The 20353-nt window shown below is 52.7% G+C and carries 14 protein-coding genes and 1 pseudogene; 7 read left to right on the top strand and 8 right to left on the bottom strand.

Annotated features, from left to right (window positions below; all coding sequences use genetic code 11):
• Nucleotides 1-104: 104 nt before the first annotated feature.
• Nucleotides 105-1541 carry an NAD-dependent malic enzyme gene (locus tag LG52_RS05450; protein ID WP_044731181.1) on the bottom strand — a complete coding sequence of 479 codons (1437 nt, stop codon included), beginning with the start codon at nt 1539-1541 and terminating at the stop codon, nt 105-107.
• 406 nt (nt 1542-1947) lie between these two features.
• Between LG52_RS05450 and LG52_RS05445 the strand changes: the two genes are divergently transcribed.
• Entirely contained in the window at nt 1948-2841 is an 894-nt protein-coding gene (locus LG52_RS05445; RefSeq protein ID WP_044731180.1) for a DMT family transporter, read from the top strand.
• Nucleotides 2842-2996: 155 nt separating this feature from the next.
• Here the strand turns inward: LG52_RS05445 and LG52_RS05440 are convergent, their stop codons facing one another.
• The gene (locus LG52_RS05440) at nt 2997-3548 is read right to left on the bottom strand and encodes a DJ-1/PfpI family protein (protein WP_044731179.1); all 552 of its coding nucleotides are present in this window, start codon (nt 3546-3548) and stop codon (nt 2997-2999) included.
• 158 nt (nt 3549-3706) lie between these two features.
• Between LG52_RS05440 and LG52_RS05435 the strand changes: the two genes are divergently transcribed.
• The 4 genes and pseudogenes from LG52_RS05435 (at nt 3707) to LG52_RS05425 (ending at nt 7020) form a co-directional block, all read left to right on the top strand.
• Nucleotides 3707-4435, top strand: a complete 729-nt coding sequence (locus tag LG52_RS05435) for an NAD-dependent deacylase (protein ID WP_044731178.1) — start codon at nt 3707-3709, stop codon at nt 4433-4435.
• The gene (locus LG52_RS05430; protein WP_044731177.1) at nt 4432-5304 is read left to right on the top strand and encodes a fructosamine kinase family protein; all 873 of its coding nucleotides are present in this window, start codon (nt 4432-4434) and stop codon (nt 5302-5304) included. The genes LG52_RS05435 and LG52_RS05430 overlap by 4 nt, the downstream gene beginning before the upstream one ends.
• Before the next feature lie 257 nt (nt 5305-5561).
• Nucleotides 5562-5960 (top strand): IS200/IS605 family transposase, encoded by a 399-nt coding sequence (gene tnpA / locus LG52_RS18765; RefSeq protein ID WP_075261893.1) that lies wholly within the window; start codon nt 5562-5564, stop codon nt 5958-5960.
• A 4-nt stretch (nt 5961-5964) separates the two neighbouring features.
• A pseudogene (locus LG52_RS05425) lies at nt 5965-7020 on the top strand (RNA-guided endonuclease TnpB family protein).
• Between the two features lie 253 nt (nt 7021-7273).
• On the opposite strand, the gene LG52_RS05420 reads toward LG52_RS05425, so the two are convergent.
• The 5 genes from LG52_RS05420 to gltB all read right to left on the bottom strand — a co-directional run bounded on the left by LG52_RS05420 (nt 7274) and on the right by gltB (nt 17140).
• Entirely contained in the window at nt 7274-9367 is a 2094-nt protein-coding gene (locus LG52_RS05420) for a GDYXXLXY domain-containing protein (protein ID WP_044731176.1), read from the bottom strand.
• Between the two features lie 151 nt (nt 9368-9518).
• Nucleotides 9519-10076, bottom strand: a complete 558-nt coding sequence (locus LG52_RS05415; protein ID WP_044731175.1) for a hypothetical protein — start codon at nt 10074-10076, stop codon at nt 9519-9521.
• Nucleotides 10077-10258: 182 nt separating this feature from the next.
• Nucleotides 10259-10870: a phosphatase PAP2 family protein gene (locus tag LG52_RS05410; protein ID WP_044731174.1), complete on the bottom strand. Its 612-nt coding sequence runs from the start codon at nt 10868-10870 to the stop codon at nt 10259-10261.
• Nucleotides 10871-10953: 83 nt separating this feature from the next.
• Complete coding sequence (locus tag LG52_RS05405; RefSeq protein WP_044731173.1) at nt 10954-12435, bottom strand: glutamate synthase subunit beta; 1482 nt, start codon at nt 12433-12435, stop codon at nt 10954-10956.
• Nucleotides 12436-12580: 145 nt separating this feature from the next.
• Nucleotides 12581-17140, bottom strand: a complete 4560-nt coding sequence (gene gltB, locus LG52_RS05400; RefSeq protein WP_044731172.1) for a glutamate synthase large subunit — start codon at nt 17138-17140, stop codon at nt 12581-12583.
• Nucleotides 17141-17265: 125 nt separating this feature from the next.
• On the opposite strand from gltB, the gene LG52_RS05395 reads away from it, so the two are divergent.
• Nucleotides 17266-18174, top strand: coding sequence for a LysR family transcriptional regulator (locus LG52_RS05395; protein WP_044731171.1), 909 nt, complete (start codon nt 17266-17268; stop codon nt 18172-18174).
• Nucleotides 18175-18489: 315 nt separating this feature from the next.
• Here the strand turns inward: LG52_RS05395 and LG52_RS05390 are convergent, their stop codons facing one another.
• Nucleotides 18490-19476, bottom strand: a complete 987-nt coding sequence (locus LG52_RS05390; RefSeq protein ID WP_044731170.1) for an NADPH:quinone oxidoreductase family protein — start codon at nt 19474-19476, stop codon at nt 18490-18492.
• A 214-nt stretch (nt 19477-19690) separates the two neighbouring features.
• Here LG52_RS05390 and LG52_RS05385 point away from each other — a divergent pair, with 214 nt between their 5' ends.
• A complete protein-coding gene (locus tag LG52_RS05385) occupies nt 19691-20260 on the top strand; it encodes a Uma2 family endonuclease (RefSeq protein WP_044731169.1) in 570 nt (189 codons plus the stop codon).
• The last annotated feature ends 93 nt before the right edge of the window (nt 20261-20353 follow it).

The following is a 20353-nucleotide window of genomic DNA, read 5'->3' as shown; positions in this document are numbered from 1 at the left end:
TTTCTATTTTTCTAAACCGGGCTTACTATTTAAACGCTCCTTCAGCCAAAAAAACGGCTTCCCCTGCAAAGGAAGCCGCCCATCGGTTCAATTGTATCGCTCCTTTACTGTCCTGTATAACCTCCGACCGGAATATTGTCCTTCCGCGCCACCCCAGTGCGGTAAGCGGCTTCGATGACCGCTTGTCTAACGCGTTCGACGACTTTGCTGTTGAAGACGCTTGGGATGATGTACGTTTCGTTCAATTCATCCTCCGTCACGACAGAGGCGATCGCTTTTGCGGCGGCGAGCTTCATTTCCTCATTGATTTCTCTCGCACGGCAGTCTAAAGCGCCGCGGAAAATGCCCGGGAAGCAAAGGACGTTGTTGATTTGGTTCGGATAATCAGAACGCCCGGTCGCCATGACGCGCACGTACGGCTCGGCCAGCTCCGGATCAATTTCCGGAATCGGGTTGGCCATCGCAAACACGATCGGGTCGCGCGCCATTTTTTTCACGTCCTCAACTTTTAAAATGCCCGGAGCCGAAACGCCGATGAACACATCTGCGCCGGCGATGACGTCCGACAAGCTTCCTTTCAGATTATCCGGGTTGGTGATTTGCGCATACTCTTGCCAGTACGGATTTTCGTACGTTTCATCGCGGTGGATGGCGCCATGGCGATCAACCCCGATGATGTTGCGCACGCCGGCCGCGAGCAAAATTTTCGTGCAAGCGATGCCGGCCGCGCCAATGCCGGTTAAGACGACTTTAATGTCCTCGAGCTTTTTGTCAACGATTTTCAACGCGTTGAGCAACCCCGCAAGCAATACAACGGCGGTGCCGTGCTGGTCATCATGAAAGACCGGTATGTCAAGCTCTTCTTTCAGCCGTTTTTCAATTTCAAAGCAGCGCGGAGCGGAAATGTCTTCGAGGTTAATGCCGCCGAACGCTGGGGCAATCGCTTTCACAATTTGAATGATCTCTTCCGTATTTTTCGTGTTCAAGCAAATCGGGAACGCATCCACTCCGGCAAATTCCTTAAACAGCATCGCTTTTCCTTCCATGACAGGCATCGCTGCATACGGGCCGATGTCGCCGAGGCCGAGCACCGCCGTGCCGTCCGATACGACCGCCACTGTATTCCGCTTAATCGTCAGCGAATACGCCTTGCGCGGATCTTCGGCAATCGCCGTGCAGACGCGCGCCACGCCCGGCGTATACACCCGCGACAAGTCATCGCGCGTTTTCACTGGAATTTTCGAGTTCGTTTCAATTTTTCCCCCAATGTGCATCAAAAACGTGCGGTCAGAAACGTTGATGATTTTGACGCCTTGAATTTTTTTCAGCGCCTCAATGATCAAATCACATTGCTTCGTATCAAGCGCGCTGACCGTGATGTCGCGCACCGTATGCACTTTGCTTGACGAAATGACGTCAATCCCAACAATATCTCCGCCCGCTTTGCCAATGGCTGTGGCGATATCGCTGAACGAGACGATATCTTTTTCAAATTGGAGACGGATCGTAATGTTCATTGCTGCCCCGCCTGGTAATGCCATAATGATCGTCCTTCCTTTTTTCTATATTTCTTAATTTTTCATGATAAATGATCCTACGGTACAAATGTTATCCGATGAGCCGGAAAAAGACAACCCTAAACACGGAATACGGCCAAATGTAGTTGGAATACACAGTAAATTTGTCATTTGTCTTTCCGCATCAACGCTAATACACGGCTTTACAATTTTGTTTTACATCCAGCCGATCACTCGCAAAGTTATAGCATAGTCGAATTGTATGGGGGTCAAAACAGAAACGAAAAATCGGAAATTCTTTATTGCAACTCATATAGCCTCATCGAAAAAGAAACGTCAAACACAAGCCAACAAAAAACAAAGAAGGAAAAGGGACGCGCAACGACGTAAAAGTAAAAAGCAGGAAAACACAAGACGGGAGCGAAAGAAGATGAAAGAAAAACTCCTTTTAGTGTTGGCCGACTTGTTTTGGGCCGGCAATTACGTCATCGGCAAGTCGGTCATTGCGGAAACGGGCCCATTTTGGCTGACGTTGATTCGCTGGTGCGCCGCTTTTATCGTGTTGGTGCCCGTATCGTACTGGCTCGAGCGGCCGCGCTACCGGGATGTCATGAAACAATATTGGCTGCCGCTCGCTGCGTCCGGAGCGCTTGGCGTCATCGGCTACAACTTGCTTTTATACGGCGCGCTCGCCTATACGTCACCGATGAACGCAGCGATCGTCAACTCGCTCAATCCGGCGATCATTGTCGTGTTGTCATATGTATTGCTGCGCGAGCGGCTGTCAAAAACGAATATCGTCGGCTTTTTATTGTCACTCGCCGGTGTGCTCTTTATTTTAACAGACGGGCACGTGGCACACGTCTTCCAAAGCGATTACAACCGCGGTGATTTGATGATGCTCGCGGCTGGCGTCGTCTGGGCGCTGTATTCGATCATTGGCAAAAAGCTTCCCGTTCCGCCGATTACAGCGACAACGTGCTCCGTTTTTTTCAGCTTGCTGCTGTTATGGCCGTTCGCATTCTTTTATCCGTTTCCGGCCGATCACGTAAGCGCAGCCGGGCTCGCCGGGGTTGCCTATATTTGCCTTTTTCCGTCCGTTCTCTCTTTTTTGTTTTGGAACATTTCGGTGCAAAAAGTTGGCCCGAGCCATGCCGGCGTATATTTGAATTTGATCGCCGTGTTTACCGCCATCATCACGTTTTTGTTTGGCGGTGCGCTGTCTATCCCGCAGCTTGCCGGTGGTGCAGTCGTCTTATTCGGCGTTTATTTGGCGACGAAAATGCCGAAAGCAAAGGCGGAACAAGTGGATATCGCAGGATGACGACCGGGCCGTTTGACGGGCAGCATAATCAAAAATAAAACCCGTCATCACAAGCGGGAACCTTTGGCCATGAAAAAACAGCGCCGCCCGCCGCGCCCAAAGCCCTGTTGCATGCAAAAGCGGCCCCCCTCACCCAAAGGGAGACCGCTTTTTGGCTATTGAAGCAACCGGAGAAACTCGCGCATAAACGCCGGCAAATCCGGCCACGCATGGGCGGAGACAAGGTTGCCGTCAACATGGACCGTATTGTCGGACACATACGTCGCTCCGAGCGCCTCAACCCCTGGCTTGCAGGCGATATACGCCGTCAAGCTCCGGCCTTTCAGCACATCCGGCATCGTTTCAAAAATAAGTGAAGCGTGGCAAATCGCGGCAATCGGCTTATTCGTTTCAAAGAAATGGCGGACGATGCGCTGCACGTTCTCATCGAGGCGGATGTATTCCGGCGCGCGCCCGCCTGGTATGACCAACCCGTCGTATTGCGCCGGGTCAACCTCGGCAAACGATGCATGAGCGTCGATCAAATAGCCTTGCTTTTCCACATACGTATCCCAGTCGGCAAAATCATGAACGACCGTGTGCAGTTTCTTTTTCTTCGGCGCGGCAATCGTGACTTCATGTCCCTCTTCGAGCAAGCGATAGTACGGATAGTACACTTCAAGCGCCTCCACCGCATCGCCGGTGATGATCAACACCTTTTTGCCCATTTTCCTTGCCCCCTTGTCCATTTTTTCCTCCTCTTTTATCATAATGGAAATGGACGGAAAGGAAAAGCAAAATGATTGTCGAACTTCTCATTGGATTCATCCTTTTGCTGAAACGCAAGAAGGATTGGACGTACATTTAACATAAGGGGGAAAAAAGCATGACCATCGCTTCATGGCTGGCTACCTCGCGCCGCACCGTCGTGCTGACCGGCGCTGGCATGTCGACCGAAAGCGGGCTGCCCGACTTCCGCTCGCCGCGCACCGGGCTGTGGGCGCGCTTTAACCCAAGCGAGCTCGCCACAGTCGAGGCGTTGCATCATCGCCGTGAATCGTTCGTTGAGTTTTACCAATATCGCATTCGCACGTTGCAGGAGTGTCAGCCGCACGACGGGCATCGCCTATTGGCCGATTGGGAGCGGCGCGGACTCGTCCACACGATCATAACGCAAAACGTGGATGGCTTTCACCAAGAAGCCGGCAGCCAACGCGTCATCGAGCTCCATGGCTCGCTTCGCACCGTCCATTGTCAGCGATGCGGGCAATCAAAGCCAAGCTTTGTCTATTTGCACGGGATATGGACGTGCGAATGCGGCGGTGTTTTACGTCCGTCGGTCGTGTTGTTTGGCGAGCCGCTGCCGGAGAAAGCCATCGACCAAGCTTGGAAAGCGGCCCGCCAAGCGGACTTGTTCGTTGTGCTCGGCTCCTCTCTGCAGGTATCCCCAGCCAACCAGCTGCCGATTGTCGCCAAACGGAGCGGAGCAAAACTCGTGATCATCAATTGGGAGCCGACCGAACTGGACGATCTCGCCAACGCCATCATCCACCAGCGAAAAATCGGCGAGGTGCTGAACGAGCTTAATGAGCAGTTGACGGAGGTGAACGGATGAACAAAGAAACGATATTGCAAGAGGCGCTCCGATCGATCGGCGATCATTCCCGCATCCGCCATTGGCGCCGCGTCTCGGGCGGCGACATCAATGACGCCTACCGCGTCCAAAGCGATAAGCAAACGTACTTTGTGAAAATGCAATGTTTTCCGCCAGTTGGATTTTTCGCTGCCGAACAGATGGGCCTCGAGCTGATCCGGCAAGCGCGCGCCATCCGTGTTCCGCATGCCTTCGGCTTCGGGGAAGCGGACGGCTGGGGATGGCTTATCTTGGAATGGGTCGAAGGAACAGAAACGGCACAAACAGCCGAACAGCTCGGCCGCGGCCTTGCCCGCCTCCATCAATGCTGCGGGCCGGCGTTTGGCCTTGACCGCGATACCTATATCGGGACGCTGCCGCAGCGAAACGGCTGGTACGGCCGTTGGCTCGACTATTACCGCGACGCCCGCCTTACACCACAAATAACGCGAGCGGCGGAGAAAGGGCTCTTGCCCGCCAAGCGGCGCAAGAGCCTCGAATGGCTGCTCGATCATCTTGACCGCTGGCTTCCGAACGACTGCTTCCCATCACTGTTGCATGGCGATTTATGGAGCGGCAACTGGCTTCCTGGTCCTGACGGCATCCCGTATTTGATCGACCCGTCCGTTTTGTACGGCCATCATGAGTTTGAGATCGCCTTCACCGAACTGTTTGGCGGTTTTCCATCCCGGTTTTATGAGAGCTATTGCGAGCTCATGCCGCTCTCTCCGGGGTATCATGAGCGGAAACCGCTCTACCAGCTGTTTTACTTGCTCGTGCATTTGAATTTGTTCGGTGAGGCGTACGGTGGGGCGATCGATCGCGTGCTTGAACGTTATACGGAGGATTGACACTCCCCACGGCCAAATCCGTGGGATTCTTGGGTCGTTAGCGTCCTCATCCATTTTTGTCCCACGCTTGCCACAGTGATGTATCGCAGCCCAAGGTTCACCCCCATGACTTTCGTTTACAGAAAAAGCCGTCTGAAAGCCCACGGTTTCAATCGTGGGATGAAAGGACGGCATTGCTCGGCAATCCCTTAATGGGATTGTTTAGAGCAACCATTTGGATGTTGCAGTATAACCATTAAACTGATAAAATTAATAATATGGAACAACAATATCGAAGAACGAAAACAACTGTATCTTTAATTAACTATCATTTTGTTTTCTGTCCACGTTATCGAAGAAAAGTGTTAGTAGGCAGAGTGGAAGAGCGATTCAAGCAGTTAGTAGAAGAAATTTGCGAAGAGAATGATTGGGTCATCCTTGCTATGGAAGTGATGCCTGATCATTGCCATTTGTTCTTGAATTGTCTCCCTTCTGATTCTCCATCAGATATTATGGCAAGAGTGAAAGGAGTGACTTCCAGACGATTAAGACAAGAATTTAAACACTTGTCTCATTTGCCAAGTCTTTGGACACGCTCTTTCTTCGTTAGCACAGCAGGGAATGTATCAAGTGAAACAATAAAACGCTATGTGGAATCTCAAAAGAAAAGGGGGTGAATCCATGCCGATAATCACACTAAGGCTGGAACTGTACAAACCAACGAAAGCCAAACAGGAAATGTACGAGCGAATGACCGAATGGAACACAGAATTTGCGAATTGGCTATGGCATCATCCTGAATGAAACAAAGCAACGAGCAAGATATTCAAAGACTTTTCGCCACAAAAGTTTCCTTCTGCTATCGTGAATCAGACGATTCGAGAAGTAAAGTCCCAAAAGAAAAATCAGAAGGCAAAGACGTTTCAAAAACGGTGGTGTTGCTTTAATAATCAAAACTTAAAAATAGAAAAGAAAGGAGATTTCTACACGGTTGCTTTTCCAACATTGGAGAAAAAAATAGGCGTACCCGTTGTCGTGCGTCCCTATCAACAAACATGGCTTGATCGAATCATGAACGGAACGGCAAAACAAGGAACAGCTGTACTCTATAAAAAGAAAAAGAAATGGTACGTAGCCATTCCCATCACGTTTGAAGTCAAACGACGGAAAGAAACAAAAGTAATGGGAATTGATCTAGGGCTAAGATATATCGCTGTTGCTAGTGTCGGAACCAAATCTTTATTCTTCAAAGGGAATCCATGCGCCTTCATACGCCGGCGATACGCGGCTTTGCGAAGGAGATTAGGAAAAGCGAAGAAGCTCCATATGATTCGCAAAATCGGCGATAAAGAGTCCCGCTGGATGAAGGATATGAACCATAAAATCAGCCGTCAAATCGTCCGTTTTGCCCTTGCCAACGGTGTTGGCGTGATTCGGATGGAAGATTTGGCGGGGATTCGGAAACGAGCCGCTTCGGCCAAAGAAGCGGGACGAAGTCTTCATTCATGGGCGTTCCATCAACTGCAAACGATGATTGCCTATAAGGCGGAAATGGCAGGCATTCGGGTGGAGTGGGTGAATCCGACCTACACCAGTCAAACATGCCGATGCGGGCATCGGGAGAAAGCGAACCGAAACGGCATCCACTTCCAATGCCAAAAGTGTGGATACACCATCCACGCCGACTTGAATGGCGCGATCAACATCGCCAAAGCGATTTCGGGCTTCGCCGCCTAACCTAGCGCACTGGTCACAGGTGCGCCGCCCATTGGGGTACATCTTAACCCGATGGGACGGGGTGATGACACACCCCTGAACTTGGGCGTTGTCTGAACCAGAAATGGATGAGGACGCGAACGACCCAAGAATCCCACGGATTTGGCCGTGGGGAGTGTCAATTGTCATATGGCACGTCCAGTTGATCCAGTGATTCATTGAAACGATCAAAAAAAGCAAACGCCCCTAACGCGGAGCCCGCTCTCTGGCGGGCTCATTTTGCGCTGATCGCCTCAAGCAGTGCATCGCCATTTTTGCTCACACGCACATAGGCAAAGCGGGCGCTCTCTCGCCATTTCTCCCCTGTCTTTTCCGGGACGAAATATGACTCAATGCCATACACCACTTGCGGGCCGTGAAACGTGCCAGTGATGATCACATCCCCCGGCTGCGGCGCGTATCCTGCTCTTTTTTCTCCATTGACCGCGTATACTCCGGCCAAACGATGCACCCCGTCCTCTCCTTTTCGCAACCCGACTTGCACCCGTCCGTTGCCGTCCAATGATGGAATCGTGGAAATATCGTACCGAAGCCCGATATAATCTCCTTGCAACAGCGAGCGCGGATCCAACGGTTCAATCTCAAGCTTCACGACATCACCATATTGCAATAGCCGCTCCTTTTGCCACACGGTATAACCTAAGAATGAAAATTGGGCGACCACAACAGCGAGCACAAACAGCAAAACGCGGCGGCTCCAGTGCACTCCTCCAGTCCATGTGAAGCCATTTCGTTTCTCCAGCCAAACCGTCCATACGAACAACACAACTCCGGCCGCGAGCAAACTGACCGATTTATGAAGCAAGTTCCACGCCAGCTCATAATATTTCAACACGAGATAAAGCACGAAATACACCGAAGCGACCTTACGCTCCAGCCGCCGCCCGCGAAAAAGAAAGAAGGCAAGCGCGGCAAGCATGGCGATATTCAAAGCAACGTACAGCCCATCAGCCGCAAACACATCAACGCTGGTCGCGATCCCAAGTGCGCCGAACGCCAAAACGAGCGGAGTGAGAGGCGGCGCTCCGCTCCATCGGCCGTATGCATACAGCCCGCCGTTGACGAAAGCCAGCGCAAGCAGCACCATCCGTCCGTCATCCACGACCGAATCAAGCCCTATCCCCAAATATAGCGTCAGCGCCACCGTCGTCAGCCGGCGCACCCCACTGTCTGACGAGCGGACCAACCCGATAGCAAGCCCGATGGCATAGATGAACAGCGCTGCCCGAGACACCTCCCACGCCATCGTCAACCCAAGCCCGTAGCCAACAGCAAGGAGCGTATAGCGAACCGCGGCATTCCAGCGCCACCCAAGCGAGGCGGGAACAACAAACCCAAAAATGGAGATGAAAAAGAGCACATACGGCGACCATGACTCCGCCCAAAGCAAATACAAACCGAGCAGGCTCGCCGTCGCCAACGCCGATGCCGCCAGCGTGACAATGGCTTGAAACGCCGCCAAAAACCGCCTCCCGGCTTTCGTCTCCGCTGAAAACAGCCCAGTCCGCCGCAATAGTACAATGCCGCCATATAGCACAGCAGCGGCTGCCATAAGCCCAATAAGAAGCAACCACGTTTCAAAATGATCAGCGAGCAGGCGAATGTATTGAATCAACAAAAACAGTCCGGCAAACAAACTCGTCAACAACACATACGACCGCTGCTTGGCGATGACAAGAAAATAATAAAGCAGCCCGGCAAGCAGCACCGCATAAACGTATGGCCACCATGCGTCGCGTCCATATGAAAAACCGGTCACTCCAACAGCAAGCAGCCAGCCATGCATAGCAATATAAGCGAGATGGGCGACTAACGGCGTACGGCTGACACCAATCAGCACACCATTGATCGCTGCAAACAATAAGAGCAGACCAAACGATGACCATTCCGTCCACTCAATCCGATAAGCGGATGGAAAATAATAAAACCAGCACGCAAGTTGCAACAAACCAAGGGCGATAACCGACAGTAACCGTTCTTTTGTCAGCGGCGCCAGCACAGCAGTCGGCACAAGCCAGGCAAGAAACAACCAATAACTGTCAGCGTGCGAATTGTAAATTTGTACAAGCAACGCCAACGCGATGCCAAACGCCAACACCCCGCCGATCAACATCCAGCGCCCTAAAAAACGATGGCGGCCCAAAAGCGCCGCGCTTGCGATGTAAAATGCCGCCATCACGCCGATACTGATCCCGACTTTCGCCTCTCGCCCCATCTCAGGCCAGTTGGCGGCAAAAAAATAAACAATACCGGCAATGATGCACAAAAACGCCAACGCATACCCCGTTTTCACGATACGGGCCGCCATATTGCTTCCCCCTTGTGACTTTATCTTTTCTATAACATATGCTGAAAAAGCTGTCTAGAAGACCAGTGAAACACGCCTTATTCCATATTCAATCGCATTTTCCTAGTTGCCACCGGCCTTCTCGGCTTTTTCTTTGTTGCGGTGAAGAACCTTATGGTTGGAGATAATTTTTTAAGTGGAAAATTTCCATATCATGCTCTGCGACTTTTTTCATCAAATAATCGATGGATGTCTGTTTGGAAGAGAATTCGCGCGAAGCCATATCAAGAGCAGCCTGATGCTTATGGAGCATGTTTTCGATGTGGCGGAAGTGGCTCCGCATTTCTGTAGCAAGGTAGTCCACTTTTTCTTCAAGCCGTTGCTGTCCTTCTTTCAATGTTTGAACATCATCCTTGACAGCGTCCATATCGGTTTTCAATGTTTGAACGTCGCCTTTCACTGCTTCCATATTCACTTTTAAGGTACGCACATCATTCTCAACCCGATGAAGCCGTTGCTCCAAGCGGACTTGTCCCTTCTGCAGCAACTGCACTTCATCTTCGAGGCGCGCTTGCCCTTCCTTGAGCGCTTGCACTTCTCCTTCCAGACGCGCCTGTCCTTCCTGAAGCGCTCGGACATTTCCTTCGATTCGATCGAGCCGGACATGGACGGGATACAGCTTTTGGTCAAGCAGTTCGGCCATCATTTGCACTAGTTCGGCTTGTCCCATCGTTTCACCTCCTTTCTCCCATTGTATCACTATCCCGATAAACACGATAGTATGTATAAGAAAAAGAGATTTTCTCCTTCCTTTCGACAGCGTCAAGGCCCAGCATAAAGCCGCAAATCCACTTCACAACCGACAAAAATGGGACAAAAATCGTTTTTTGTTATTCTCTAACTATAATCGTACTATAAACGCTCGCGCCGCTTGACGAGCGTGCGGTAAAGGGCAAGGCAGGCCGATACGTAGGCCCCCCCAAGCAAAAACCCGCCGAGCACATCAGACGGATAATGCACTTGCAGACTTAACCGGCTTAAGCCGGTCAACAGGGCAAGCGCTCCAAAAACGCCGTAAATCGCGGCCCGCTCGCCGCGCTTCATGCGCGTTTGCGCCAAAAAGTACGCCAAAAGCAACAAGTAAATCGTCCCAATCATCGCATGGCCGCTTGGAAAACTGAACCCGCCGATTTCAGCATGAGGCGGTCGAGCCAGTCCAATGATATGTTTTAGCCACTCATTGATGCCATATCCCCCGCCAACAGCCACTGCTACTAACACCATCCCATACACATCGCGCCGAAAAAACCATAAACAGATGACCAACATCACGCTAACCGCGCCGATTGTTTTCCCATTGCCCAAGAAGGTGAACGGATCAAACCATTGCCATGAATCAAACAACCGCAGCCCACCTTGATCGATGGCCTTTGTCAACCCATTGGCCATCGCCGCCCAAACAAGCAAAAAAAGGGCAAAGCCTATGACCGACGTGATCCATAATCGTCGATTCATGTTGAGCATCACTCTCCTCCTTATATTCCTTTTCCAGCAAAACAAAAAAATCCTCCTTAAAAAAGCGGCGCTTTTTAAGGAGGAAACAACCATTACGGCAACTTTGTCTCTCCCATCAGGAACCGGTCGACTTCACGGGCCGCCCCCCGGCCTTCATGGATGGCCCAGACGATCAAGCTTTGGCCGCGGCGGGCGTCGCCGGCGGCAAACACCCCTTCGACGTTGGTCGTATATTTGCCGTAAGGAGCTTTCACTTTGTTGTTGGTCGTTTCAACGCCAAACTGCTTCAACAACGGTTGCTCTGGCCCTTCAAACCCGATGGCGATAAACACCAAATCGCACGGCCATACTTGTTCCGTCCCCGGAATTTCTTGAAAGATCGCTTTGCCGTTTTCATCGATGATTTTTTCCATTTGAATCGTATGCAGTTCTTTCACCCGGCCGTGCTCGTCGCCAACGATTTTCTTTGTTTGAATGCAATATTGACGCGGGTCGGCGCCGAATTTCGCTTTTGCTTCTTCATACGCGTAGTCAAGCGTAAAGACGAGCGGATATTGCGGCCACGGATTGTCGTCCGGGCGCTTGTCCGGCAAAGCAGGGTGTTTGCCGAACTGGACGACGCTTTTACAGCTTTGGCGCAGCGCGGTCGCCACGCAGTCGGCCCCCGTGTCGCCGCCGCCGATCACGATGACACGTTTTCCTTTGGCATTGATAAACTGGCCGTCGGCAAAATTCGAATCCAATAAACTTTTCGTCACGCCGGTCAAATAATCCATCGCAAAATGGACACCCTCAAGCTCCCGGCCTTCAATGGCCAAATCGCGCTGCTTTTGCGCACCGATGCACAAAACGACGGCGTCGTACTGAGCACGCAGTTCGTCAGCCGTAATATCTTTGCCGACTTCAGTGTTCGTAATAAACGTGATGCCTTCCTCTTCGAGCAGACGCACCCGCCGTTCGACGATCTCTTTTTCCAGTTTCATATTCGGAATGCCGTACATCAACAAGCCGCCGATGCGGTCAGCCCGCTCATACACCGTCACCGAATGGCCGGCTTGGTTGAGTTGGTCAGCGCAGGCCAACCCGGCCGGGCCGGAGCCGACGATGGCCACCTTTTTCCCCGTGCGCGTCTTCGGAATACGCGGTTTCACCCATCCCTCGGCAAACCCTTTATCAATAATGGCCCGTTCGATTCCTTTAATCGCAACCGCTGGGTCGGAAATGGCCACCGTGCACGATCCTTCGCACGGCGCCGGACAGACGCGGCCGGTGAATTCTGGGAAGTTGTTGGTCTTTAAAAGTCGGTCAAGCGCTTCTTTCCAGCGGCCTCGGTACACCAAATCGTTCCATTCTGGGATCAAGTTGTGCACCGGGCACCCCGAAGTAAGGCCGTTTAGCTCCAAGCCCATATGACAAAACGGCGTGCCGCAATCCATACAGCGGGCGCCTTGGCGGGCCAACACCTCTTCCGAAAACGGCTGTGTATATTCTTTCCAATCATCAAGACGGGAAAGCGGGTCGCGCTTTTTTTCTTCCTCGCGTGCATATTCCATAAACCCTGTTGCTTTTCCCACGATGGTTCCCCTCCTTCTTTCCGTACACGTCCTCTCTTCTCCCCGATGCGGCCTTCCCGCCTGTTAGGCCAGTCAAAAAGCGAGCCCCGCGCGGCCGCGGGGCCAAAGCGGCGCCGCCATGCCACAGCCGTCCGAAAGGAAGACCTTATTTCGCGGCCGCTTGCAACACATGGACACCGACGGCAGCCGCTTTTTTCCGTTTCGCCACCGTTTCAAACGCCGCCATGACGGCTTCTTCATGTGAAAATCCAGATTGCTCGAGCGTTTGAATCGTTTCAATCATCAGTTTATAGTTGCGCGGAATGACTTTGACAAACCGGTGGACATACGCATCCCACTCTTCGAGCACTAACGCCGCCCGCGGGCTTCCCGTATAGCGGTAATGGTTTTCGATCATCCGGCGCACGTCGCGAATTTCTTCCTCGTCTTCGAGCCGCTCAAACGAGACGAGCTCAAGGTTGGCGGTTTGCTGCCAGCTGTCTTCGTCAGCGAGAACGTAAGCGATGCCCCCGGACATGCCAGCGGCGAAGTTTTTGCCAACCAAACCGAGGATGACGACGCGGCCGCCAGTCATATATTCACAGCCATGGTCGCCGACTCCTTCAACGACGGCATGGACGCCGCTGTTGCGCACACAGAACCGTTCGCCGGCGCGGCCGCGAATGTACGCTTCGCCGCTCGTCGCCCCGTAGAAGGCGACGTTGCCGATAATGACGTTGTCCGTTGTGGCAAACGGCGCCTCATGCGGCGGACGGACGATCACTTTGCCGCCCGAAAGCCCTTTGCCGACGTAGTCGTTCGCGTCGCCGACGAGCTCGAGCGTCATCCCTTTCGGCACAAACGCCGCAAAACTTTGCCCGGCCGATCCGGTGAAATGGAGGCGGATCGTATCATCCGGCAATCCTTCCTCACCGTAGCGTTTCGAAATCTCGCTTCCCGTCATCGCCCCGACCGTGCGGTGGACGTTGCGAATGGCAAGATGAAGTTCGACCGGCTCCTGCCGCTCAAGCGCTGGCTGCACCGCCGGCAAAATTTCTGTATGATCAAGCGTCTCTTCCAAACGATGGTTTTGCCCTTTGCTGCAAGTGCGCGGTCCATCGACTTGGTACAGAAGACGCGACAGGTCGAGATGTTTCGCTTTCCAATGCGCTTTCGCCCGCTCACTTACCTTCAAGACATCGACGCGGCCGACCATTTCGTCGATCGTGCGGAAGCCGAGCTCCGCCATAATTTCCCGCACTTCTTGAGCGACAAAGTACATAAAGTTGACGACATGTTCTGGCTTCCCGGTGAATTTTTTGCGCAGCTCCGGATTTTGCGTCGCCACGCCGACCGGGCATGTATCCAAATGGCAGACGCGCATCATGACACAGCCTAAAACAACGAGCGGAGCGGTCGCAAAGCCGAACTCTTCAGCGCCAAACAGCGCCGCCATCACGACATCGCGGCCGGTCATCAGTTTTCCGTCCGTTTCCAAGATGACGCGGTCGCGCAACCCGTTGAGCATGAGTGTTTGGTGCGTTTCCGCCAACCCAAGCTCCCACGGCAGGCCTGCGTGCTTAATGCTCGTTTTCGGCGACGCACCCGTGCCGCCGTCATAGCCGCTGATGACGATAACATCGGCGTTCCCTTTCGCCACCCCTGCCGCGATCGTGCCGACGCCGGCTTTCGCGACGAGCTTGACGCTGATGCGCGCGTTTTTGTTGGCGTTTTTCAAATCATAAATAAGTTGGGCCAAATCTTCAATTGAATAAATGTCATGGTGCGGCGGCGGAGAAATAAGCTCCACCCCCGGCGTGGAGCCGCGCACTTTGCCGACCCACGGATACACTTTGTTGGCCGGAAGCTGCCCGCCTTCGCCTGGTTTTGCTCCTTGCGCCATTTTGATTTGCAATTCATCAGCATTGACCAAATAATGGCTTTTTACGCCAAACCGTCCGGACGCCACTTGTTTGATCGCACTGCGGCGCCAGTCGCCGTTTGCGTCTTTCACATAGCGGGCCGGGTCTTCGCCGCCCTCGCCGCTGTTGCTTTTCCCGCCAATCCGGTTCATCGCGATCGCCAGCGCCTCATGGGCTTCCTGGCTGATTGAACCGAACGACATGGCACCCGTTTTAAAGCGGCGGACGATCGACTCGACCGGTTCGACTTCCTCAATCGGCACCGGCTGTCGGCTCGAATCGAAATCGAACAAATTGCGCAAGAACGTCAACTGTTCTTCATTGGCCAATTTCGAATATTGTTTATAGAGGTTGTAATCGTTTTTCCGGCATGCCCATTGCAGCAAATGAATCGTCTTCGGGTTGAACGCGTGATGTTCGCCGTTGCGGCGCCATTGCAACTCGCTGCCCGTATCCAGCACATCGTCTTCGTACCGTGCGCCAAATGCGGACTCATGGCGCATTTTCGCTTCTTTGGCGATTTCCGCAAGCCCGATGCCGCCGATTTGCGACGCCGTGCCGGTAAAGTACTCATCGATGACATCGTTTCCGATGCCGACCGCCTCAAAAATTTGTGCGCCGCGGTAGCTTTGCACCGTCGAAATGCCCATTTTCGACATCACTTTGACGACGCCGTCAACAGCCGCCTTGATATACGTTTTCACCGCTTCACGGTAAGACAAGGCGATCGTGCCGTTTTCTGATGCTTGGCGGATCGTCTCCAGGGCCAAGTACGGGTTGATGGCGTCGGCCCCGTAGCCGATGAGCGCCGCAAAATGATGCACCTCGCGCGCTTCACCGCTTTCGATAAGCAAGTTGACGTTCGTGCGCGTCCCTTTGCGGACAAGATGCTGGTGAAGCCCACTTGTCGCCAACAAAACCGGAATGGCAACATGTGTTTCATCAACGCCGCGGTCGGACAGCACAAGAAGCGCCGCCCCGTTTTCGATCGCTTCATCCGCTTTGGCAAACAGCTCATCAAGCGCCTGTTTCAAATCATCAGTAAACAGCGTCGGCAGCACCGCACAGGCAAACTCCGGATGCGGGTTCGCTTTTAACGCCGCCAGTTCCTCGTTCGTCAGCAGCGGCGTCTCAAGGCGGATGCGCCGCGCCGCTTTGGCGTCCGGATGCAAAATGTTCCCTTCTTTGCCAAGCAGCGTCATCGTGGACGTGACGACATACTCGCGGATCGCATCAATCGGCGGATTTGTCACTTGGGCGAACAGCTGCTTGAAGTAGTTGAACAAGCTCTGCGGCCGCTCCGACAGCACGGCAAGTGGAGCGTCCATGCCCATGGCGCCGGTCGGATCTTTTCCTTCCGCCGCCATCGGCAAAATCGTTTTTTCCACATCTTCAAACGTGTAGCCGAACGCTTTTTGCAGTTTGACGAGCTGCTTCGGCGCTTCGACGTCCTCTGGAATGTCCAGATCGCCAAGCGTGATCATTTGCTCGTTGATCCATTGGCGATATGGCTTTTCATGAGCCATTTCTTCCTTGATTTCCTGGTCGGAGATGATGCGCCCTTGCTCGAGGTCAACCAAAAGCATTTTCCCCGGGCTCAGCCGTTCCTTATATAAAATGTTGTTCGGATCGACATCAATGACGCCGACCTCGGATGAGAAAACAATGTAGTCGTCTTTGGTGACGTAATAGCGGGCCGGGCGCAGGCCGTTCCGGTCCAAAATGGCGCCGATTTGCTTGCCGTCCGTGAACGAAATCGCCGTCGGGCCGTCCCACGGCTCCATCAAACAGCTATGATACTCGTAAAACGCCTTTTTCGCGTCGTCCATTTGCTCATCCCAAAACCACGGTTCCGGAATGAGCATCATCGCGACATGAGCCGGCTTCCGGCCAGCAAGAACGAAAAATTCGAACGCATTGTCCAAAATCGACGAGTCGCTGCCGTTCGTATCCAAAATCGGCACGACTTTTTCCAAATCCGCGCCGAACGCTTCCGAAACAAATTGCTTCTCGCGCGCCGTCATCCAGTTGACATTGCCGCGCAGCGTGTTGATCTCGCCGTTATGGATCAAATAGCGGTTCGGATGGGCCCGCTCCCAGCTCGGGAACGTGTTTGTGCTGAAGCGCGAATGCACGAGGGCGAACGCCGAGCGGAACCGTTCGTCTTGCAAATCCAAATAAAATGCATCGATTTGTTCCGGCGTCAAAAGCCCTTTATAGACGATCGTCCGGCTTGAAAAGCTTGCTACGTAGCACTCGTTGTTTTCCACGCATTTTTCAAACTGTTTGCGGATCACATACAGCTTCCGCTCAAACGCCAGCTCATCGGCGGCATCATCGCTTGCCTCGACAAACACTTGGCGGATGAACGGCTGGCTTTGCCGCGCCAGTTTGCCAAGCTTTTCACGATCGATCGGAACTGTCCGCCATCCGAGCAGCCGTTGTCCTTCCTGCGCGATGATTTCGTTCAATTTCGCTTCATAACGCTTCCGCTTTTCTTCATTTTCCGGCAAAAAGAACATCCCGACCCCGTAGCGCCCTTTTTCCGGCAAGTTCATCCCGCCGCACACCGCTTGAAAATACTCATGCGGAATTTGCGTCATAATGCCCGCGCCATCGCCCGTTTCCGGATCGCTCCCTTGTCCGCCGCGGTGTTCAAGCTGGCGAAGCATATGAAGCGCCTTTTCGATAATGTCGTGCGACGGTTTTCCTTTCAAATGCGCATAAAACCCGATCCCGCATGCATCATGTTCAAATTCCGGGCGATACAACCCCTGCGCTTCCGGTAATCCGTAGTGTTTCATGCTGCCTTCCCCTCCCGTTCCGAATTGTCTGTAATATTCATTGTAGTTTTCAAAATTAATATAAACAATATATAATTTAGATAAAATCCATCGCATTTTGCGATCAATCAAAAGGAGGGAGAAACATGGAGCTGCGGCAGCTGCAATATTTCGTGGAAGTCGCCCGGCGCGAACACGTCTCCGAAGCCGCCGATGCCCTCCATGTCGCGCAGTCGGCGATCAGCCGGCAAATCGCCAACTTAGAGGCGGAGCTTGGCGTGCAGCTCTTTGAACGGGAAGGGAGGAACGTGAAGCTCACCCCCATCGGCCGCCACTTTTTGCCGCACGCCGAGGCGGTGTTAAAGGCGGTCGAGGATGCAAAGCAACAAATCGAAGAATATTTAGACCCGGAGCGCGGGACGATTAAAATCGGGTTCCCGACAAGCTTGGCGAGTCATATGATGCCGATGGTCATCTCCGCCTTTAAAACGGAACACCCGAACGTTTCGTTTCACCTTCGCCAAGGATCGTACCATTATTTGATTGAAGCGGTGAAAAAGCGGGAGATCGACCTCGCCTTTCTCGGACCGATTCCCGCACGCGAAATCGGCATCAAAGGGGAAATTTTATTTTCTGAACCGTTTGCGGCCCTCCTGCCGAACAGCCATCCGCTCGCCCGCCGCGACCGGATCGTGTTAAACGAATTGCGCCACGACCCGTTTGTCACGTTCCCAACGGGATACATTTTGCATCAAATCGTCATTGACGCTTGCCACCAAGCCGGATTTTCGCCCAACATTTCATCGGAAGGCGAAGATCTCGATGCCATTAAAGGGCTTGTCTCCGCCGGCATCGGCGTCACCCTCTTGCCGGAGAGCGCCCTGTCGGAAAGTTTGCTTCGCTACGCCGCCAAAGTGCCGATTGAAATGCCACAAGTGAAGCGAAATGTCGGCATCATCGTCTCCGACCATCACGAGCTCGCCCCGTCCGTGAAAGTGTTTTACCGGTTTGTGAAAGACTTTTTCTCCGAGCTGGAGCGGTATCAGCTCGGGTAAGAAGCACTAAAGAAAAGAGAAGGGGAGACGCCTCTTTCCCCTTCCTGTTGAACAAAACAAGAGCGTTTTTTCAAGGGCTTATTTTGCGATTTTGACCATTTGTTTCGCCGCTTTCCTTCCGGACAAATCACATTCGTCCCCGGAATTCGTCTCACTTACCGAGAATGGAAGGCCACAAATCCTTTCAACATATCATCCACTACGCGCTGTGGATCATTGATCAATTTCTTCAAGATTCCTCTCCCCCTCGACCAAGAATGATAGAAGGGAATCCTAACCTAATATTTGGAAGGGAAAAACCGCGATTTTCCCCAATCAGGCCAGCCGCACGACCGTCCGGCCGCGCAGCTCGCCGCGCAAAATGCGCTCAAGTGCTTCCGGCAATTCAGTGAGCGAAATCTCTTGAGCAATCCGCTCCAAATCCGGCTTTAAGTCGCCAGCAAGCCGTTCCCAAATGCGCAGTCGCAAATCCATTGGACAATAGACGGAATCGATGCCTAGCAAGCTGACGCCGCGCAAAATAAACGGATGGACCGTTGTTGGCACTTCCGCCCCTCCGGTCAGTCCGCTCACCGCTACCGCCCCGCCATAGCGGATGCGGCTTAACACCGTCGCCAGCGTTCGGCCGCCGACGGGATCGACCGCCGCCGCCCAGCGCTGCTTGTCAAGCGGGCGGATGCGCTCGGCCGTGACGTCTTCGCGCGCCAACACTTCCGTTGCGCCGAGGGCACGCAAATAATCGTGCTCCGTCGTTTTGCCTGTGCTCGCTTCCACCGTGTAGCCGCGCTTCACGAGCATCGACACCGCTAGGCTGCCGACGCCGCCCGTTGCCCCCGTGACGAGCACCGGTCCGCGCTCCGGCGTCAGCCCGTGCTCCTCAAGACGGTGAATGGACAACGCTGCCGTAAACCCAGCCGTGCCGATCGCCATCGCTTCTTTCAACGTCACCCCTTTCGGCAGCGGCACAAGCCAATCGCCATGCAAACGGGCATACTCGCTGTAGCCGCCGAAGTTAGTGACGCCAATTTCATAGCCGGTCGCAATCACCTTATCTCCTTCGTGGAAACGTGGATGTTGCGACGAGACAACCACCCCAGCCAAGTCAATCCCAGGCACAAACGGATACGTTTTCACGATTTTGCCGTCTGGAATCGAGGCCAGCCCATCTTTGTAGTTCACGCTCGAATAATGGACGCGGACAAGGACATCGCCTTCCGGCAAATCATCCATGGAAATCGTCTGCACGCCGGCTGTAAATTCCGTTTCGGTTTTGTTGACAACAAACGCTTGAAATGTGGACATCATTCCTCACCCTTTCTTCATACATTCTTCACTCATGTCATTCGACAAACGAACGCCGCATTCCTTTCTGAACCAAGAAAACCCTCACTTCCACGTATGAGCGTAGGCAGGTGATGAATGAATAAACGTCTAATGAAAGTCCTCCCTACACTTCCTTGATTTCTTTTGCTAAACTGTAAACAAACGTATCCTTAAGATGAAAGAGGGTGAAACAATGGGCAATATCCCTGACTCGAACAAAATTTACACTTACGCTGACTGGAAAACATGGGAAGGTCGTTGGGAACTTATAAATGGAAAAGCCTATAATATGACACCTGCTCCATCTTCGGAACATCAATTTGCAGTCGGAGAATTGTATTTTGCTTTGCGCCATTTTTTCCAAAACAAGCATTGTTATGTTTTTACGGCGCCGTTTGATGTATTCCTCAGCAAAAATGAAACGTATGAAACCCCTGATGACATTGTCCAACCCGATATTGCCGTGATTTGCAATAAAAAACAAATTGTCCAAAAAGGGTGTTACGGGGCACCTGCACTGGTTGTTGAAGTATTGTCGCCCTCAACCGCTTTAAAAGACTACAATGAGAAATTTTATACTTACCAACACTATGGCATTGCGGAATATTGGATTGTTGATCCTGCTAATAAAATGATTCATGTGTACTATTTGCACGAAGGTACATATCAACGGCATGCCACATACGGACAACAAGACACGCTGCATTCCGCCCAATTTAAAGACTTATCTATTCCATTAGCGCATGTATTTGAATGGGGTTAAAACGGCCCTTGTCCGGCATGACCATTCAATGCTCATCATCGATCTTTCGTCGAACACACAGAAATCGATGATCGGGCAGGCGTTCCTAAAAAT

The organism is Geobacillus kaustophilus (assembly GCF_000948285.1).
Lineage (GTDB): Bacteria > Bacillota > Bacilli > Bacillales > Anoxybacillaceae > Geobacillus > Geobacillus thermoleovorans_A.
Note: the sequence above shows the minus strand (reverse complement) of the source record. Positions and strands in the feature narration are given on the sequence as shown.

What these genes read in the sequence shown, in the direction of transcription:
- LG52_RS05450 (WP_044731181.1), bottom strand. Translation starts at nt 1,541, where the DNA reads ATGGCATTACCAGGCGGGGCAGCAATGAACATTACGATCCGTCTCCAA.
- LG52_RS05445 (WP_044731180.1), top strand. Translation starts at nt 1,948, where the DNA reads ATGAAAGAAAAACTCCTTTTAGTGTTGGCCGACTTGTTTTGGGCCGGC.
- LG52_RS05440 (WP_044731179.1), bottom strand. Translation starts at nt 3,548, where the DNA reads ATGGGCAAAAAGGTGTTGATCATCACCGGCGATGCGGTGGAGGCGCTT.
- LG52_RS05435 (WP_044731178.1), top strand. Translation starts at nt 3,707, where the DNA reads ATGACCATCGCTTCATGGCTGGCTACCTCGCGCCGCACCGTCGTGCTG.
- LG52_RS05430 (WP_044731177.1), top strand. Translation starts at nt 4,432, where the DNA reads ATGAACAAAGAAACGATATTGCAAGAGGCGCTCCGATCGATCGGCGAT.
- tnpA (WP_075261893.1), top strand. Translation starts at nt 5,562, where the DNA reads ATGGAACAACAATATCGAAGAACGAAAACAACTGTATCTTTAATTAAC.
- LG52_RS05420 (WP_044731176.1), bottom strand. Translation starts at nt 9,367, where the DNA reads ATGGCGGCCCGTATCGTGAAAACGGGGTATGCGTTGGCGTTTTTGTGC.
- LG52_RS05415 (WP_044731175.1), bottom strand. Translation starts at nt 10,076, where the DNA reads ATGGGACAAGCCGAACTAGTGCAAATGATGGCCGAACTGCTTGACCAA.
- LG52_RS05410 (WP_044731174.1), bottom strand. Translation starts at nt 10,870, where the DNA reads ATGCTCAACATGAATCGACGATTATGGATCACGTCGGTCATAGGCTTT.
- gltB (WP_044731172.1), bottom strand. Translation starts at nt 17,140, where the DNA reads ATGAAACACTACGGATTACCGGAAGCGCAGGGGTTGTATCGCCCGGAA.
- LG52_RS05395 (WP_044731171.1), top strand. Translation starts at nt 17,266, where the DNA reads ATGGAGCTGCGGCAGCTGCAATATTTCGTGGAAGTCGCCCGGCGCGAA.
- LG52_RS05390 (WP_044731170.1), bottom strand. Translation starts at nt 19,476, where the DNA reads ATGTCCACATTTCAAGCGTTTGTTGTCAACAAAACCGAAACGGAATTT.
- LG52_RS05385 (WP_044731169.1), top strand. Translation starts at nt 19,691, where the DNA reads ATGGGCAATATCCCTGACTCGAACAAAATTTACACTTACGCTGACTGG.